This is a genomic window from Rhizobium sp. LjRoot254, from assembly GCF_964254105.1.
Lineage (GTDB): Bacteria > Pseudomonadota > Alphaproteobacteria > Rhizobiales > Rhizobiaceae > Rhizobium_E.
Genome location: NZ_CAXUSM020000001.1, coordinates 3,572,110 through 3,589,061, shown reverse-complemented (window position 1 = coordinate 3,589,061; position 16,952 = coordinate 3,572,110). Strand labels below are relative to the sequence as shown.

17 protein-coding genes are annotated in these 16,952 nt (G+C 60.6%); 9 read left to right on the top strand and 8 right to left on the bottom strand.

The genetic code is table 11. From position 1 onward, the window contains the following. The first annotated feature begins 92 nt into the window (after window positions 1–92). The gene (locus tag ACSQ26_RS17715; RefSeq protein WP_436011092.1) at window positions 93–932 is read left to right on the top strand and encodes an alkaline phosphatase family protein; all 840 of its coding nucleotides are present in this window, start codon (window positions 93–95) and stop codon (window positions 930–932) included. Here the strand turns inward: ACSQ26_RS17715 and ACSQ26_RS17710 are convergent. The 4 genes from ACSQ26_RS17710 to ACSQ26_RS17695 all read right to left on the bottom strand — a co-directional run bounded on the left by ACSQ26_RS17710 (window position 874) and on the right by ACSQ26_RS17695 (window position 6,112). Beyond that, window positions 874–1,887 carry an alpha/beta hydrolase gene (locus ACSQ26_RS17710; RefSeq protein WP_436011090.1) on the bottom strand — a complete coding sequence of 338 codons (1,014 nt, stop codon included), beginning with the start codon at window positions 1,885–1,887 and terminating at the stop codon, window positions 874–876. The two genes, ACSQ26_RS17715 and ACSQ26_RS17710, sit on opposite strands and share 59 nt — an antisense overlap. Before the next feature lie 105 nt (window positions 1,888–1,992). After that, on the bottom strand, window positions 1,993–3,084 hold the full coding sequence (locus ACSQ26_RS17705) for an acyltransferase family protein (protein ID WP_436011088.1): 1,092 nt from the start codon (window positions 3,082–3,084) through the stop codon (window positions 1,993–1,995). Between the two features lie 62 nt (window positions 3,085–3,146). Further along, window positions 3,147–3,899 (bottom strand): GDSL-type esterase/lipase family protein, encoded by a 753-nt coding sequence (locus tag ACSQ26_RS17700; RefSeq protein WP_436011086.1) that lies wholly within the window; start codon window positions 3,897–3,899, stop codon window positions 3,147–3,149. Window positions 3,900–3,997: 98 nt separating this feature from the next. Further along, entirely contained in the window at window positions 3,998–6,112 is a 2,115-nt protein-coding gene (locus tag ACSQ26_RS17695; RefSeq protein WP_436015328.1) for a putative bifunctional diguanylate cyclase/phosphodiesterase, read from the bottom strand. A 224-nt stretch (window positions 6,113–6,336) separates the two neighbouring features. Here ACSQ26_RS17695 and ACSQ26_RS17690 point away from each other — a divergent pair, with 224 nt between their 5' ends. Continuing rightward, on the top strand, window positions 6,337–6,837 hold the full coding sequence (locus tag ACSQ26_RS17690; RefSeq protein ID WP_436011084.1) for a BON domain-containing protein: 501 nt from the start codon (window positions 6,337–6,339) through the stop codon (window positions 6,835–6,837). A gap of 6 nt (window positions 6,838–6,843) precedes the next feature. Then, on the top strand, window positions 6,844–7,287 hold the full coding sequence (locus tag ACSQ26_RS17685) for a DUF1810 domain-containing protein (RefSeq protein ID WP_436011083.1): 444 nt from the start codon (window positions 6,844–6,846) through the stop codon (window positions 7,285–7,287). Here ACSQ26_RS17685 and ACSQ26_RS17680 read toward each other — a convergent pair whose 3' ends face one another. Both ACSQ26_RS17680 and ACSQ26_RS17675 read right to left on the bottom strand, forming a co-directional pair. After that, window positions 7,288–7,887 carry a hypothetical protein gene (locus ACSQ26_RS17680; protein WP_436011081.1) on the bottom strand — a complete coding sequence of 200 codons (600 nt, stop codon included), beginning with the start codon at window positions 7,885–7,887 and terminating at the stop codon, window positions 7,288–7,290. A gap of 64 nt (window positions 7,888–7,951) precedes the next feature. Beyond that, window positions 7,952–8,545, bottom strand: coding sequence for a DNA-3-methyladenine glycosylase (locus ACSQ26_RS17675; protein ID WP_436011079.1), 594 nt, complete (start codon window positions 8,543–8,545; stop codon window positions 7,952–7,954). 395 nt (window positions 8,546–8,940) lie between these two features. Between ACSQ26_RS17675 and ACSQ26_RS17670 the strand changes: the two genes are divergently transcribed. The 4 genes from ACSQ26_RS17670 to ACSQ26_RS17655 all read left to right on the top strand — a co-directional run bounded on the left by ACSQ26_RS17670 (window position 8,941) and on the right by ACSQ26_RS17655 (window position 12,479). Continuing rightward, the gene (locus tag ACSQ26_RS17670; RefSeq protein WP_436011077.1) at window positions 8,941–11,022 is read left to right on the top strand and encodes a DUF4189 domain-containing protein; all 2,082 of its coding nucleotides are present in this window, start codon (window positions 8,941–8,943) and stop codon (window positions 11,020–11,022) included. Window positions 11,023–11,094: 72 nt separating this feature from the next. Then, complete coding sequence (locus ACSQ26_RS17665; protein WP_436011075.1) at window positions 11,095–11,346, top strand: DUF982 domain-containing protein; 252 nt, start codon at window positions 11,095–11,097, stop codon at window positions 11,344–11,346. 116 nt (window positions 11,347–11,462) lie between these two features. Beyond that, entirely contained in the window at window positions 11,463–12,167 is a 705-nt protein-coding gene (locus ACSQ26_RS17660) for a DUF2270 domain-containing protein (protein ID WP_436011073.1), read from the top strand. A gap of 78 nt (window positions 12,168–12,245) precedes the next feature. Continuing rightward, window positions 12,246–12,479, top strand: coding sequence for a DUF6894 family protein (locus tag ACSQ26_RS17655; RefSeq protein WP_436011071.1), 234 nt, complete (start codon window positions 12,246–12,248; stop codon window positions 12,477–12,479). Between the two features lie 87 nt (window positions 12,480–12,566). Here ACSQ26_RS17655 and ACSQ26_RS17650 read toward each other — a convergent pair whose 3' ends face one another. Next, the gene (locus ACSQ26_RS17650) at window positions 12,567–13,496 is read right to left on the bottom strand and encodes a sulfotransferase domain-containing protein (RefSeq protein ID WP_436011069.1); all 930 of its coding nucleotides are present in this window, start codon (window positions 13,494–13,496) and stop codon (window positions 12,567–12,569) included. 160 nt (window positions 13,497–13,656) lie between these two features. On the opposite strand from ACSQ26_RS17650, the gene ACSQ26_RS17645 reads away from it, so the two are divergent. Both ACSQ26_RS17645 and ACSQ26_RS17640 read left to right on the top strand, forming a co-directional pair. Beyond that, window positions 13,657–14,424: an FkbM family methyltransferase gene (locus tag ACSQ26_RS17645; protein ID WP_436011067.1), complete on the top strand. Its 768-nt coding sequence runs from the start codon at window positions 13,657–13,659 to the stop codon at window positions 14,422–14,424. A 10-nt stretch (window positions 14,425–14,434) separates the two neighbouring features. Next, on the top strand, window positions 14,435–16,492 hold the full coding sequence (locus ACSQ26_RS17640; protein WP_436011066.1) for a sulfotransferase: 2,058 nt from the start codon (window positions 14,435–14,437) through the stop codon (window positions 16,490–16,492). Between the two features lie 34 nt (window positions 16,493–16,526). Here the strand turns inward: ACSQ26_RS17640 and ACSQ26_RS17635 are convergent, their stop codons facing one another. Continuing rightward, on the bottom strand, window positions 16,527–16,943 hold the full coding sequence (locus ACSQ26_RS17635; protein WP_436011064.1) for a DUF4864 domain-containing protein: 417 nt from the start codon (window positions 16,941–16,943) through the stop codon (window positions 16,527–16,529). Between the last annotated feature and the right edge of the window lie 9 nt (window positions 16,944–16,952).

Below are 16,952 nucleotides of genomic sequence, written 5' to 3'. Positions count from 1 at the left end.
GGCCGGGCACGCGTAGCGAGCCCTTGGCCGAAGTTGGTGAGGGGTGAACCTCCGCGCTGAAAAGACAATCAAAGTAGATCGAGGTCAACACGATGCCGCTCAAATCCAAACTCCTGCTCATCATTCTCGATGGCGTGCCCTATCGCAATTTCCGCACCTTCATGGGCAATCTCGAGGGCTGGGTGAAGCATGGGGATGCGCAGGTCTGGAAGATGCGGTCGGTGCTGCCTTCGACATCGGCATGCTGCTACGCGTCGATCCATACCGGTGTGCCGCCGCAGGTGCATGGCGTGCTGTCCAACGAGGTCCGTTTCCGGCTCAGCCAGCCGGATATCTTTTCCGAGGTGATCAAGGCCGGCGGCAGGACCGGTGCGGTCACCCATTCCTACTGGTCGGAATTCTTCAATCGCTATCCGTTCGATCTGGTGCGCGACATGGAGTATGACGAGCCGGAAGGTCCGATCACCCATGGTCGGTTCCACACCATGACCGGTTATAATCTCATCAACCAGATGACGCCGAGCGACACCGACCTGTTCGCAACGCTGACGATGCTGACCGAGCGCCACGGCATCGATTACGGCATCCTGCATACCTGCACGCTCGATTCCATGGGCCATCGCTTCGGCCATGACACGCGTGAAATGGACCATGCGCTGTTCGTGATGGACGCCCAGCTCGCCGCCTTCCTGCCGCGCTGGCGCGAGGCCGGCTATGAGGTCATGGTCTGCGCCGATCACGGCCAATCGCCGCGCGGCCACCATGGCGGCCATGCGGATGAGCAACAGGATTTCGCGATGTACTATTTCGGCGAGGGTAGGGGTCCCGAGCACGACACGCTGCTCGACCAGTTGAGCCTGGCGCCGACCATCCTCAATCGATTGGGTGTACCGCGGCCAGAGACGATGAAGGCCGAGTCATTTCTGACTTGACGGGCGCATGCAGGGGATGGGTCCATTCCTTGCGGCCGAGCATCTTGATGGCATCCACGATGCGGCTGAAACTTTCGCGCGCCCTCGCGACGGTGTGCCGGGCGCGGAGATAGCCGTGCACCAGTCCCGCTTCCTCGTGCCACCATGCCTTGCCGCCGGCAGCCAGCATCCGGTCGCGATAGGCCTCGCCATCGGATGACAGGGGATCGCATTCGGCCGATATGATCACGGTCGGTGGCAGGTTGATGAAATCCCTGTCCGCGAGAGGCATATAGGACACGTCGCCGGTTGCGTCCTTTCCGCCGGTACGGATGTCCTTGTAGAAGATGAGGTCGCGCATGGTCAGCATCGGGGCGTCCGCATGCTTGACGTAGGAGCCTTTCGTTATGTCGCCGCCGAGGCCCGGATAGATCAGCATCTGGCCGATCGGCTTTCTCGGATGCTTGCGCGTCGCGTGCGCCACGGCGCATGCGAGATTGCCGCCGGCGCTGTCGCCCGCAAGCACGATCGGAATATCGTATCCGTCCGCGACCCATTCGAAAGCAGCCAGTGCGTCGTCAAAGGCAGCGGGATGCTTGTGCTCAGGCGAAAGCCGGTAATCGACGGAGACCACTTCGAAGCCTGTGCGATGGCAGATTTCGGCGCAGACATCGTCATGGCTTTCCAGGCCGCCGACGACGAAACCGCCGCCGTGATAGTAGATGACGACGGCATGGGCGTCATATTTCATCGCGCGATAGCGCCGGACAGGGATATTGCGGTCGCGGAGCGCGATCACCTTGGTCTCGGCGGAAACGCCTTCGGGATAGCCGGTGAAGAATTCCCGGCACATGCGGTCATAGACCGCGCGCTGCTGGTCGATCGTGAAGTCTATCGTCTCGGGCGGATAGAAGGAGTTCGTTCGGTCGATGAACGCCCAGGTTTCCGTATCGATCAGTTTTTCGTAGTCGGTCATCGGCAATTCCCCCTCGTTGGCTATCATTGCATATCAAGGCTTGAGGTGCCAGCAATGTTCCAATTGAGGCGCGTTCTGAAGGACTTACGTCTTGCGTGTATGCGATCAGACGGCGAGCTTGACGAAGGGAATCTTGCGGATCGCCCAAGCGAGCGCGAACGACGCTAATGTGCCGAGCGCAGTGAGCAGCAGGAACTTGACCAGCGCCGGGGCGGGGATGCTTTCCAGCAGGATCGCGATCGTCACGATGACAGGGGGATGAACGATGAACGCGCCATATGTCTGCCGCGCGAGGCCGCCCCAGCGCTTGTCCTGCTCGTTGAACCGGAGATGGAAGATCCACAGCATGCCTGCGATGATACCCCAGGCTACGACAGGTTCCCAAAAGGCATAGAAGACCGCCGGGAAGGAAAAGCCGGTGGCGAAATTCGTCTGGCCGATCTGCTCGCCCACTACAAGCGCAATCGGCAGCAATGGAATGGCGACGGCTGCCACGATCACCCAGGGCATGGCGTGCTTGCGCTTGACCTCCGTGAGCCAGCCGTAGCGTTCCGCAATGCAGCCGAGCGCAAACAGGAAGACATGGGAGGCGAAATAGCCGAGCTGAAGATCGAGCACCTCTTCGCCCACCGGCACGAATTGCCGGATGATGAGCGCGGCAGCGCCGACACCCAGGGCAGCAAGAATCCATGTCCGATGTCCGGGGATGGGCTTTCGCGGCGCGGGCTTCACCGGCACCAGCTTCCGCCAGGCGACATAGGCGAGCGAGAAGACCAACAGCGCATAGGCAAACCACATCGGGCCGATCACGAAACGGCCTTGCGCCATGATACCGAACCATTCGCTCGCGAAATCCCAGCTTCGCGTCCGGGTGATTGCCACTGTTAGAGGGCCGATGACGAAGCCGAAGAACAGCGTCGGCAGGCCGAGCCTTATCAGCCGGTCGCGGGTGAAATCGAGCCAGCCTTTGCGGTCATGGGAGCTTGGCGTCAGGTAGCCCGAGATCAGGAAGAAGAAGCCCATGAAGAAGGCCTGGTTGACGGCTGCGAGCAGGGTCAGGACGAGACTGGACGTGCTCTTGTCGTCCACCAGTCTCAGGAACCATCCGCCGCTGGCGCCATAGGTGATGGCGCTATGATGCGCGATCACCAGGATCGTCAGAACGATCCTGATCCGGTCCAGAAAATATACGCGCATGCGAAAAACGTCCCTCGAACTTCGGCGCACAATCTAAGCAATGGCGTTCAGGAATCAATGCGTTAATTGATCTCGTCGCGCAGGGCGGAGTAAATCACCTCATATCCCGGCCGCTTGAAATGACCGAAGTCGTCGGCATAGTTCTCGCAGCGATTTTTCGGTTCGTCGGGCGTGAGGTTGAGCGTGCTCTGCGCCGCCTCGCTGTAGCGGCCGCAGGTCATCCGCATGGCATCGACTTCGAAGTAGCGGGTTCTTTCGAGCGTCGCGATCCAGCGGCGGACCTCGTCGTTGATCGATTTGCGCGCACCGTCCCGGAAATGGAAATCGAAGCCACGCGGCGGGATGCCCATCACATGCACGGTCGCGCCCGGCCATGTCTCATGCGTCCTGCCCACCACCGCCTGGATGCCGGCGACGATCGCGCAGGCCGGCAGTTTCTCATCCGTAAGATTGTTGGTGCCGATCAGCACGACGACTTCGCGCGGATGCAGGTTGGTCGCACCAAGCTTTTCCAATTGCCAGAGAATATGCTGAGTCCGGCTGCCGCCGACCGCGAAGTTCCAGACGCTGCCCTTGCCGAACTGCGTTTCCGCCAGATCGCGCGGCCAGAAGGCGAGAAGCGAGTCGCCCAGCAGGATGGTGTCCGCCCGGCTCGGTGGTGCCGCCAGCAAGTTGGACGCCTTTTCAAGCGCGCTGGTCCACTGATAGATCACCGGTGACGTGGTGATCTCGATCGCATAGCGATTGCATTCCGATGCGTGGGTGCTGAAAGCGCCGAGCACGGTTAGACATGCAGCAACGAATAGAGTTTTCAAAAACCGCCCCGAAACAGAGAAACCGCATTGCCTCCCACGGCAATCAATCTGCCATTGCCGGCCGGTTTGGGCAACCTCCGCCGCCTCCCAAGAAATTGCTATGCGGTCTGCCGGAGCATCATGCCCGTGGCGAAGCGGGCCTCGTTGAAAAGTATGTCGGCGAGCGCTTCAGCGGGCACCGGCTTGCCGTAGAGATAGCCTTGCAATTCATCGCAACCGCAGAGGCGGAGGATCATCGCCTGCTCCTCGCGTTCCACGCCCTCGGCGGTCACAGGCAGGCCGAGCGACCGGGCAAGCGCCGTCGTCGCCTGCAATATGCTGCGAGCCTCTTCGCTCGTATCGATTTCGGCGACCATGGAGCGATCGATCTTCAGACGGTCGAAGCCGAACTGGCGGAGATAGCCGATGCTGGAGAAGCCGGAGCCGAAATCATCGAGCGCGATCTTGACGCCCAGCGCCTTGAGCCGGTCGATCGACTGGCTCGCACGTTGCGGGTTCTGGATGAGATAGCCCTCGGTCAGTTCGAGCGTCAGGCGGGAGGGTTCGATTCCTGCTTCGTCCAGAATCCGGGCCACTTGTGTGGCGAATGTCGGATTCCTGAGCTGGACCGGCGAGATGTTCACCGCAATCGCGATATCCCCCCAGTGCTTCGCCTTCTCGCAGGCCTGCTCCAGCACGAAAATGCCGAGTGGCTCGATCAGCCCGGTCTTTTCCGCCACGGGAATGAAGACGTCGGGCGATACCGGTCCGCGGCCGGGCCGACTCCACCGCACCAGCGTTTCGACGGATGTGACCCGGAGTGTCGCTGCGCTGACGAGTGGCTGGAAGACGACGGTGAGTTGGCGGCGGTCGATCGCCACCCTGAGTTCGGCTTCGAGCGCGAGGATCATTTCGCGGTCGCTGTCCATCGAACCGTCATAGAGGAAGGCACGTCCGCGTCCCATCTCCTTCGCCTTGTACATGGCGATGTCGGCGCGGCGCACGAGTTCCTCGCTGTTTATCGTCCCGATCTGGGAGGAAGCGACCCCGATCGAGGTGCCGACGGTCACGATCCTTTCGCCAATCTGGAATGGCTCGTCGAAGAAGGCGAGGATGACATCGGCGAGCTTCAAGGCGGTGGGATCGCAATTCTTCATCACGAAGGCGATGGCGAATTCGTCACCGCCGACGCGGGCAAGCGTCGCGCCCGGCGGAATGAGGCAGCGGAACCCGGCCGATACGCTGCGGATCAGGTCATCGCCGCAGCCATGGCCATAGGCATCGTTGACTTCCTTGAAACCATCGAGGTCGAGATAGAGCAGCGCGACATCGGACTTGGCGAGCTTGGCCTCTTCGATAAGGTCGTCCAGCGCGCGAAACAGGCCGGCGCGATTGAGAAGGCCGCTAAGCCTGTCGGTCACCGAAAGCTGCCGCGCCGCTTCTTCATCTGACCGCAGCCTCTTGGCCTCGATAAGCCCGATGGTGAAGACAGCCACCAAGAGAAAACCAAACAGGCCCATCGCCGCGATCAGCTTGGTGCTCACCTGGCTGTAGGAGATGTCGCCCGGCGCGCGCGAAGGCCACGTCAGCTTGGCGAGCACTGTGCCCGAGGGATCCCAGACGGGTACGAAATTGACGGCTTCGCTCGATGCCGCGGTCAGGTGCAGGCCGTCGATCACATAGGTGTCGGCGAGGTTCTGCACCTTGTTGTCGAGGTGGCGGGCGAAGACAAGAAACAGCCGCTTGTCCTCGGGCTGGTCGAGCGTGCCGGACTTATTGCGGATCAATGCGATGCCGACCGCCGCGATCCCCGATTTCGTCCGGATGAATGCCTTCGCCTCCGGAACCGCTGGATCTAGGGGTGATAGCGCGCCGTCGAAAAGTATCCAGATCGACGGGTCGAAGAATTGGTCCACCGGCAGGGTTTGTGGCGTGCCGTCCTGATAGGCCATCAACACGTTGCGCTTGGCGTCGATCACGACGGCGACATCGAACAGCGCGCTGTTCACGGTCATGTCGCCGAAATTGCTGATCATCCAAGGCAGTCCGTTGGGATCATAGGCATTGGCTGCCGCGTCGTCCCAGGCCGCATAGTCGTTGAGCGTGGCACCCAATTGCGCGACGAACGTCTTGAGCGCGCCGTCCGTGGTCTGGCGCGAGCGCTCGTCATCGAGCCGGTTGGCGTGGCTGGAAACCTGTGCGATTGCTGACAGCACCGTGCCCCCCGCAACCATGACGATAATCACGACCGAGAGCAACAAAGAGAGTATGGCGGTCCGGCGGCTAAACCGGTTCACTCCCGCGCGCAAATGAATTTCCCTGCTAGATATTCAATGCCCACAATCTCTTGGAAATCCATTGAGGAAGCCTTAACACGCTCGTATTTCAGTCTTTTCTCCGGAACCAAAGTCCTCTCCCGGTGATTGTGAAAGCAATCAATCAAACAAAGGAGGCGACAATGCCCATAGAGCCCAGGGACACGAGCGAAACCGCCCGCGAGGAAGACTATCGCGACTACGAGGAGCGTGACCTCGATGAAGGCTGGCCCTATGCGGATGCAGACGGCAGTCGCGGTCGCAAACGCAACGTCGCCTATGGGCAACCCGCGGCCAATTTCGATACCGAGGAAAATCAGGGAGTGGAGATCGCGGGACAAACGGCCATCGTGAGCGAAGGCGGTCCAGCTCTATCGAAGGCCATTGCCCATGGCGCGATCGATGACGACGTCCTGGAAGAGGAGATATCCGACAGGCTTTCCCTCGATGATCGGATTGACGAGAGCCAGATCACCGTCACCGTCCATGGCGGCATCGCCCAACTCAATGGCAGTGTCGAGACGCGCGAGGAGCAGTTCGTTGCCGAGCAGATCGTCGAAGGTGTTTCCGGCATCCGCATCGTGCGCAACAGGCTTGTGCTCACGGGGCTGGACAGTCATATTCCTTATGACGCAACGGAATGAAACGGCATGATGGCGCACGCGGATCCTTTCGATCTCGACCGTTTCGTGATGGCACAGGCGCCGGTCTATGACATGGCGCTCGCCGAACTTATCGGTGGCAAGAAGCTGTCGCACTGGATGTGGTTCGTGTTTCCGCAATTGCGCGGGCTCGGCCGCTCATCGACGGCGCAGCAATTCGGCATCGATACACTCGACGAGGCGCGCGCCTATCTCGCCCATCCGGTCCTCGGCGTGCGGCTCAGGGAAAGTATCAACGCCGTGCTCGATTGCGGTGAGACCTCGCTGCATGAGATATTCGGTTCGCCCGACGACGTGAAGTTCTGTTCATCGATGACGCTCTTCGCACTTGCCGCCCAAGGGGATGGCGAGATCTTCGACATGGCGCTGTCGAAATTCTGCGGCGGCGCAAAGGACGAGCAGACGCTGGCGCTTCTCAACATCAGCGCCTGATCAGAGTTGGCTGTTCGGTCCTGCGCCGTGGGGATTGTCCCGGTTCAGGTTGAGATAGGGCGGAGCGTGATCGTCGAAGCGCGCCCAGCCTTCTTCGGCCAACGCGTCGCGCCGTGCCGCGACATCGACGCTGTGCTTGAGGAAAATTGCCTCGGTCGCGATGACGAGGTCGTCGGCCACCTGCATCGTTACCAGTGTTCCGCCGCGACGCAGGCCCTCGGCGAAGACATGCGCGTCGCTTTCGCTCACCCCGTGGCCGGTAATCCAGGCCACGAAGCCGCCGGCGGCTCCACCCAGTATGGCGCCGGTCGCGGCGCCTGCCGCAGTGGTCATCAGCCAGCCCGCACCGACGACCGGCCCGATGCCCGGGAGCGTGAAGAGTCCAAGCCCGGCGAGAAGTCCACCCGCCCCGCCGGCAATGGCGCCGAGGCCTGCGCCGGTTTCGGCGCCGGCTTCGCTCTCTGAATCCTCCGCATACCAATCGCCTGCATTGTTGGCGAGGATGCTGATATCCGTGCGGGGGACGCCGCGGTCGAGAAGGTCGGTGATGGCGGCCATGGCATCGTCACGATGATCGAAGAGTCCGGCGATCGTTTTCATTGGCTCGTACTCCAAAGTGTTCAATCTACCACGAAATGCGCCGGCGGTGAGCCGAGTTCCGCAATCAGAACTTCTTGCTCAGGAAGGGCGATCCCTCGAGACCGAACCTCAGCGGTTCCGTCACTGCCTTGGTGATGCCGATGCGGGATCCTACCACCACGGGCTTGGGTTCGAGATTCGCATGCAATTCGAACGGCGGTTCGAACAGCGATTTTCCATCATCCGCGCCTGATATGCCGAGCGCATCGCAAAGCCGTCCCGGCCCCGATGCCAGCAAGCGTGGCGCCATGTCTCCCCGGCGTTCGAGCATCTCGTGCATACCGAATTCGGGCTGGAACGCGCGGATCAGCACCGCCGAGCCGGGCAGGCATACGAAGTTCAGACACCAATGCATGCCATAGATGCGGTAGACATAAATGCAGCCTGCTGGACCAAACATCGCCGAGTTGCGCAGTGTCTGGCCCCGAAAACTATGCGACGCCGGATCGCCGGGATGATAGGCCTCGGTTTCCACGATCGTACCGCCCACGCCCTCGTAGAGTAGCGTCACGCCGATGAGATCACGAGCAACGGCTTCCGGCGGCCGTTCAAAGAAATCGCGGGTCAGGCGCTCCGGTTTTTCCACGTTGGGTGGTTCGATCGTCTTGTGATCGCTCATGCCTGTTCCTCGCGGTAATCCACTACGAGAACGTAGAGCGCGAGTCTAAGTTCAGGTGCAACAAGCAGATTCAATGGAGGGGAGGATTGGTGTCCTGCTGATCCTGCTTGGCCAGTTCGCGGCCGAGATTTCGGAGGCGGCGGCCCGCCAAGACACCGATGGCCAGGTAGGTCAGCATGATTCCAGCTCCGATGAGTATACCTGTCAGCATGGCGATACCCAGATGTGCGGACCAGATGGTCCCATGAAGAAACGCCATTCTTGCCGGGATGTTCCGCAAGACGGTGCCGATATTGGGCTTGCCTGCCTTATTCCGCCCGCAAGTATGTCGAAATCTCGCCGCCCTGCTGATTTATCACGGTAAAAAACGTCACTGATTACGGAGTTAAGGCAAGTTGACCGATGTTACGGTGAAATTCGAACCCGGTTCCGGTGTCGCGACGATCGTGCTTCGCGGTGCGGTGGTCGTTGAACCACGTTTCCGGCTGCGCGATACCGCGACCGAGAAGTTCCTGACCAAGCGCGGCTGGAGCAAGGCGCCGGCCTTCCTGCCGGGCGAAGCGGAGACCGAGGGAGACCTCACGGTGTTGGTGCTGGACGCCGATCTTGCGCGCCGCGTCACCGCCGGCATGAACCTTTCGCTCGAACAGCCCGCCTCCAATGTCTTCGCCACGGTTGGCTGGCCCGCGACGACTGCCGCCCCGGTCGATGCGGCGCCGGAAAGCGCCGATGAGATGGAAGCCGAAGACGATGCGCCGACCTCGCTCCAACCAGCGACCCGTGAAACGGCCGATGTGAAAGTCGATCTGGTGCCGGAAAACGAGGACGATCTCGAAGCCTCCGACGATAAGCCGACCTCGCTCGAACCGGCGATCCGGGAAGAGGCCATCCTGCCGTTCCGTGCGCTGGATGCCGTTGCCAGCAAGCCGGAAAGCACCGACGATCAGGATGAGGATGATGAGCCCGGCCGTTCCTGGGGGCTCGTGGCGGCCGCAGCGGTGCTTTTCCTCGTGCTCGGCTCGCTGCTGACCTATTTCTGGCAGAGTTCCGCCTATGAGAATGATCTCCGAACTGCGATGCGGGCGCTGGAATCGCAGCGCGACCAGGAAAAGGCCGCGTTCGAAAAGCGCCTCGCGGAAGCCTCGGCGAACGCCGACAGTTCCTCAACGGATACGATCGGCACCGCCAACACCCAGATTGCCAGCCTGACCGACCAGACGGCGCAACTGACCAGGGATCGCGATACCGCGCGCAAGGCGCTTGCCGACCAGCAGAATGCCGTCAAGGACCTCGAACAGCGTCTCGCGACAGCCAATGGCGAAATCGAAACGCTGAGGGCGGCCCAGGAGGCTGATGCGACGGAGCAGTCGGCGGTGTTCAATGACCGCATCACCGCGCTTACGGCCGATCTCGACAAGGCTCGAAAAGAGCTGCGGCAGGCCGGAAGTGACCTCCAGCAAAAAGACGAGTCGCTGGCAAAGTCCGAAACCGATCTCAAGGCGGCGAATGCCGAAATCGCCGCTTTGAAGACGGCAGCGGACGAAAACCAGGATAGCCGCAACGAAGCGCTCAATACCAAGATCAAGTCGCTCGGGGCGGAGCTCGACAAGGCAAGCCAGGACCTCGCCGATCGCGACAAGGCGCTGCGTGACGTGCAGGCCAAGCTTTCCGTCGCCAATGTCCAGATCGAGGCGCTGAAGCAGGTTGCCGGCAAGGCCGCCGAATCCGACCTCGAACGCTCGACGCTGGCCGACCAGATCACCGATCTGACGACCAAGCTCGACACGGCCGACAAGGATCTCGCCGCCAGGGAACAGGACTTTGCCGCGAAGGAAAAGGAACTCGCCAAGGCCAAGACCAGCCTCGACGCGGCCAATGCGTTGCTTTCCTCCAATGCCGAAGAAATCAAGCGGCTTACCGCTGCGAAGACTACGGGTCCGGCGGTGAACCCCGAGCCAGGCGAACAGCCGGCCGGGCTTCAGCAAGAGCGTGATCTTTACGCCAAGGAGCTTTCTACCATGACCGAGAGCTTCTCGGCACTGAAGGCTGAAAAAGACAAACTCGCCGAGACGGTGAAGACCCTGGAAGAGCAGGTCGCAAGCGTGCGTACGAGCACGTCATCCAGCGGCACACGCGCCGTCTGGGGTGCGACCGCGATCGACAGGTCCGGCGCGATCTATTCGCTGCAGAACCAGATCGCCGAGAAGTCGGCAACCGAAAATGTCCTGGCGCTCTGCCGTGGCAAGTCGCAGTCGGGTTGCGAAGCGCTCAAGACCTATTCGAACAGCTGCTTCAGCGTTGCTCGGATCGAAGGCGAGGCGCCGCGCAACGACAATTTCGGCTTCTCGGTGAAGAAGGACTGGAAGTCGGCCGAGGCCGCCGCGGTTCGCCAGTGCGAGGAACTCGATGCGGATTGCACGGTCCGCTTCACCGCCTGCTCGCCCGATGTGCTCTCGAAGCCGGCAGTGAACCAGTAGTATTGTTCTTTGTTGCGGAACAAAAACATCCTCCCGTACGTTGCGCGAAAGCGCTGCGTTTGGGAGGAAAAAATGCAAGGCCAATATTGGAAGAAATCCGTCCAGCTTGAACTCGCTGCCGCCGGCGGATTGCGTGTCGTGACCAGCACCGACGAAGCGGCGCGTTGCCTGCTCTATAAGTGGCCGGACCAGACCAGCAAGGCCTATCACCGTGCCAAGGGCATGTGCCTCGATGCGCTGGAAGGCCGCAAGCCGGACGAGGAGGCGCGCCAGGCTTTCATCGATGCCGCGCTGGAGGCTCATATCAACGTTCGCGTTCAGTGATATCGCATCTATCGGGTGATCGCCGCCGTGCCGGTGCTTCTGCTGGTCCGGCCGGTGTGACAACCGAACTTTTGCAAGGGCATTCGCGTTTTGGACACGTTCCAAGGAAGAATGCCATGTCCAATGCCGCAACGGTGCCGGGAACGAGCAGGCCATCCGCGCCGCTGACCTCGTCGGAATATGTCAGCACCATGTCGCACTATCACCGCGCGGAGATAGTGCGAATGGCAGGCTGGCGCGATCGTCTCGACCGGACAACGAATTGGTCACTGACAGTCGCAGCGGCCATGCTCTCGGTATCGCTCTCGACGCCGAGCGCCCATCACGGCGTGCTGCTGTTTGCGATGCTCATCAACCTGTTGCTGCTATGGATCGAGGCGCGGCGCTACCGCTTCTTCGATGTCTATCGCGCCCGCGTGCGTCAGTTCGAACGCCACTACTTCGCCCAGATATTCTCGCCCCAGCCGGACTTCGCCTCCAACTGGCTGCTGATCCTGGGTGAGACTTTGCGAACGCCCAAATTCCTGATCTCGCAACGCGTCGCCTTCGCACGCAGGCTCAAGCGCAACTACATCCATATTTTCCTCATCCTGCTTCTCGCGTGGATCCTGAAGATCTCCACGCCGAGCCTGCAAGCCGATGAGCGCCCGGCGGGCTTCGTCCACTCGGTCCTCGAATTCATCCACAATGCAACGCTCGGTCCGCTGCCTGGCGAAGTGGTCGTGGGAATCGTCGCGATATTCTTTGCCGGACTCGTTTTCCTCGCTGTGTTTACCGGCGACGAGGATGGCGAGCTTTCAATCGGTGACGTTCATGTTTGAGATCATGATAGCGGCGGTCGCGGAACGACCGCCTGGCTCCGCGCGTTGATCAAGCGCCGAGGGTTAGGGAGATTTCCGATGCCGCATTTCTATTTCACGACGGTGGCTGGCGATGGCACGATCCAGTCACAGATTCCCGCCGAATTCGATAATGCCGAACTGGCAAAACTCGAGGGCCGCCGCATCCTGGCAAATCTCGCATCCGATGGCCTGCCGCGCGAGCCGCTCGACATGATGTCCGTCGAGATCTACGACGCCGATCGCAAGCCCCTGTTCGAGCTTCGCCTGGCTTTGCAGGAGATCGTGAAGTAGTGGGCTTCAGCCCTTGATATAGCGAAGAAGCCCCTCGACCAGCGCATCGAATGTTGCGCGCGCCTGGAGCGATCGCCGCGGGGAGCGCTACAGAATGCCGTGCCAGTAATCGGCGGGCTTGCCGATGTATTCGAGAAATTTCCGGGCATCCGGCGCGATCAATGCCTTGAGCTTGTCCCGAAGCGCCGGGTCCCATTCGGGTTCCGGTACGTCGGCTTTCTTTCCCGAACCAGCTGCGTTGGCATGGGCGAACTTGCCGTCGTCGAGCAGCTTATCCACCGTCGAAGGGTCTGAATCCAGTTCGAGGAATTCGAGTATCGTCTTCAGAAAGAACGGCGGATTGGCGATCATGTCCTCGAAGGTCAGGCAAAGTATCTTGCCGTCTCCGAACAGCCGCTGGTATGGCGCGAGCTTCTCCCAATAAAGCGAACACTCGAAAATCCGGCGCCGCTCGGCCTCATCGTCGAAGAAGTCGTCGAACGCGCCCGTGTGCTCGGGACGGATGCCTTTGTAATGACGCCAGTGCGATACGATCCGCGCCATCGGATCGCGGGCCACGAACAGGAATTTCGGGTCGGGAATGTAATGGTGGATCATCTGCGCGGAGCCGTGAAACAGCGCATCGCCGCTGGCATAGAGCACGCTCGCTTCCATCCGCACGGGTCGATCCTTGCCCGCTTCGAACAGAGAAAGGTACCAGTCCCAGCCTTTGTAATATTGCGAGCCAAAGAATTTCGGCTCCTTCGGCTGGCTGCCGTGGATTTCGGGATGTTCGCGCAGCGTGCGAAACAGGGTTGTCGTGCCGCATTTTGCGGCGCCGATGAGAAATACGTTGGGCAGCGCGTCTTCCCGCCCGGCAAAACGGTCCGCATGCCGGCCAAAGAGCCCGTCGAGGAACTCGCTCGTGGCCTGTCCATAGTAGTCGAAGTCAGGGTCGTTCTTGCGCGGTATCCCGCCCGCGGCGCTCATCGAAGCCTTGCGCAATTCGCGTTTCGAACGCTTGTCCTCGCCTGCCATGGAAAATTCTCGAAAGCTGTCGGAAAGCTGGTGTCTAGCTGGAAATTGTGCGCAAAAGCAAGCAGTTTGACATCGGCCGGAGCGCATCTATAAGACTTGCCGCATCCGCTATCTCGCCCGACCGCTCAGGCGAGCATGCTTGCGGCAAAAGGAATGGAAGATGGCAAAGGGCTCGTTCTCGTTCGACTTCTCCGATGTGACTGCACATCACGAAGCGCTCGGCTATCGGGTCGATTTCTACCTTCCCGAGCGAGCGGCGCACCGTATCGCGGTGCGTGAGTTTGCGGAAGGGCGGTATTACGAGCCGTTTACCCACCTGGGGTTCAAGCACATCCTTGAGGCGAAGGGGCGGCGCAACGTGGTTCACGCCGGCGCCTTCTTCGGTGACATGCTGCACACCTTGTCCAAGTCTGCCGGCATGGTCTACGCCTTCGAGCCGGTGCTTGAGAATTTCGTCTTCGCAAAGAAGAATTCGGAACGGCTTGGCCTCGACAATGTCGTCCTGTTCAATGCCGGACTTGGCGAGGAGACGTCGCTGCTGCCGATCCGGACGACCGACAAGCAGGGACGCTTCATAGGCGGCGGATCGAGCTTCGACGGAACCGTGCGTTCGGCAGACCACAGCTACGAAATGGCACCTGTCTTCCGCATCGATGATTTGCCTGTTGCGGATGTGGCGCTCATCGAGCTCGATGTCGAAGGTTTCGAATTGCCGGCATTGAGAGGCGCCAGAAAAACTTTGGAGCGCGACCGGCCGGTGGTTCTGATTGAGGACAACAAGAAGAACTGCGCGGACTTCCTCACGTCCCTTGGCTATTCATTCGTGTTTTCGACCAAGGGGCTCAATTACTGGAGTAGCGCTGCGGACGCCGGGCTTCTCGGTGAGCTTAGGTCTCGTGCCTCCGAACTCGGCGTACTGGAATCGTAAGAGGCAACGGATGGCATCCATGCGGGAAGACAGCTGGAGCGTTTGTGCGACGGTCAATGAACGTGCCGATGTGCTCGAAGCATTCGTCGCCCATTATCGGGCGATGGGCGCGGCGGAGATTTTCCTGTTCTTCGACCAGCCCGATCGGGAGCTGATGCAGGCCCTCGCGCGGGACGAAGGCGTGAAATGCCTGGCCTCTATTGAGTTGCCTGCGATCGATGGCAAGCGCGCGCCGCACGAAGACAGGCAGAAGAACAATTTTCGCCACGCCATGGCCCATCTCTCTTCGGCCGACTGGGTTGGCCATGTCGACGCGGACGAACTTCTCTTCCCGATCGGGGACCAGGCGTCATTTGCCCAATTCCTCGGTGGGGTCGACAACAAGTTCAAATCGGTCAAGATTTCGCCGGCAGAGGCCGTGTTCGGCCCATCCGACAACATGGATCAGGCTTGGGGCGCGACATATGCCCGTCTTCCGATCCGGCAGAAGCAGGCGGAGAAGCCTGCGCAAGTCCGCCCTGTGCCGAATCGCGGACTGATCAGCAGCCTGGTGCGCAGGTTTCGGCCTGGTAAAGTCGAACAGAGCAAGCCAAAGAATCTACCGACCTTCCCCGATCGGCAGGTTCTGATCCGGGACGTCTACGGCCCGCTTGCACGGAAATTCCTCCAGCAGGGGCTTGCAGGGCACTTTTCCGGCAAGAGCTTTCTCCGGCGGGGTGAGAGCTTCTCCGACATCACCCTTCATCGCGCGACGCCGGTGAATGGCGAGATTCTCAATCTCGAAGGCGCGCACTTTGCCATCGTCCACTACGATGCCATGAGCTATGACGATTGGGTCAGGAAATGGTGGCGGCGGGCTGAAAAGCAGGTCAACATGGTGATGATGTCGGATCGCCGGGTCGCGATGCTGGACGAATTCCGCATGTATGACGGCAATGCCGAAAGACAGCGACAGCTCTTCGAGGCGCTCAATGTGCTGGACCGACGGCAGCTCGATTTGCTGGCCGGCGAAGGACTGGCCTACGCGATCAAAGGCGCTGGCTCCAGCACCCCGAAGCTTGAAGTTCTGGCTCCAGGCGAAGTTCCTGTGGGGTGGGAGACTGGCCCAAGCCCAGAGGAATTTGCCAAGCGAAGCGCCAACCGCGCCTGGGACAAGCAGTATCACCGGGCAGTCGAAAATGCTGATCCCGCAGTCATCGCGGCGATGCGCGACAGCATCGCCAAATCGGATTTTGACCAATACCGCCATGCATTCGCGCGTATCGGTACCGACCGCTTTACCGACCGCCGCAAGCTTGTCGAGCCGAGCGAGAGTACGACGATCGAAGACGTCATCTTTATCGCTGGCGTGCATCGCAGCGGCACGACGCTGTTGGAATCGCTGATCCAGGCGCGGTTCGACGTTCGAGTGCTCCGCGCGCCGGTGCCGGAAAACGAGGGCCAGTTTCTGCAGGACGTTATGCGTGACGAGGTGGCATATGGCGGCCCCGGCATGTTCGCCTTCTTCGATCAGAGCCGGCTCTCGCCGGTCGTCGATCCGACGTTGGCAGCCCAGGCCCGCGCTCGGCTGCTGCTGCAGTGGGATCACTGGACGCTTGGCGACTCGGCCACGCTTTTGGAAAAGACGCCAGCCAACATCGTGCGCATGCCCTATCTCAGGAGTGTCTTTCCGAACGCGAAGTTCATCGTTCTGGTGCGTGATCCCCGGGCGGTGGTGCTGTCAGTGAAGAAATGGAATCCGAGCCCCAATGAGCTTCTGTTCATGAACTGGTGCTCAGCCTACGCGACCGCGTTGAATGACCTCGATGACGATTGCCTGTTCGTGCGCTATGAGGATCTTTGCGACGATCCGGAGCGGGAATTGGATCGGATCGGTGCGTTCACGTCGCTCGCCGAGCGCTCATTGCCCGGAATGCAGCAGCGCCGGTTCGAGGATGTGAGGAATACCAACGACAGCTACATCCAGTCATTCAGAAAGCTGCCGTCGGCGCTCAAGCAACGGCTCGTATTTCGTCCCTGGGAAATATTCGGCTACGATCTGGAAGACGCCTTCGAGGCGCCGGAGTGATAGTTGGCCGCCATAAAATCCGGCGAACAACGGGTCAGATACCCTTGCTCTCCGTCTCCGGCATCACGACCACGCCGCCTATCTTGTATGTTCCGTCGGGCTGGCGGACCATCTTGTAGAAGGCTCTCCAGTCCTTGCCGTCCTGACCCGATATGATCACTTCATGCAGGATCGTGGCACCGTCGTCGATCGTCTTGTTGCGGCCGAAGGCATAGTTGCCGGGACGGTAGACCGGCTGGTAGCTCTTCTTCACCATCGCGAAGAAGGCGTCCTTGTCCGGGTACCGCGCCTTGATGCCGGGTGCGGCGAAGGAATAGGCGGTCTCCGCGTCGTCCTTCAGGAAAGCGTCGATCTGACGCTCGATGATGCCCTTGGTCGTTTCGATATTGTCCTCCGCGATGGCAGGCAGGGCAGTAAGCACAAGCAAAAGAGCAACCAGCAATGCGCGCATCGGAAGGCC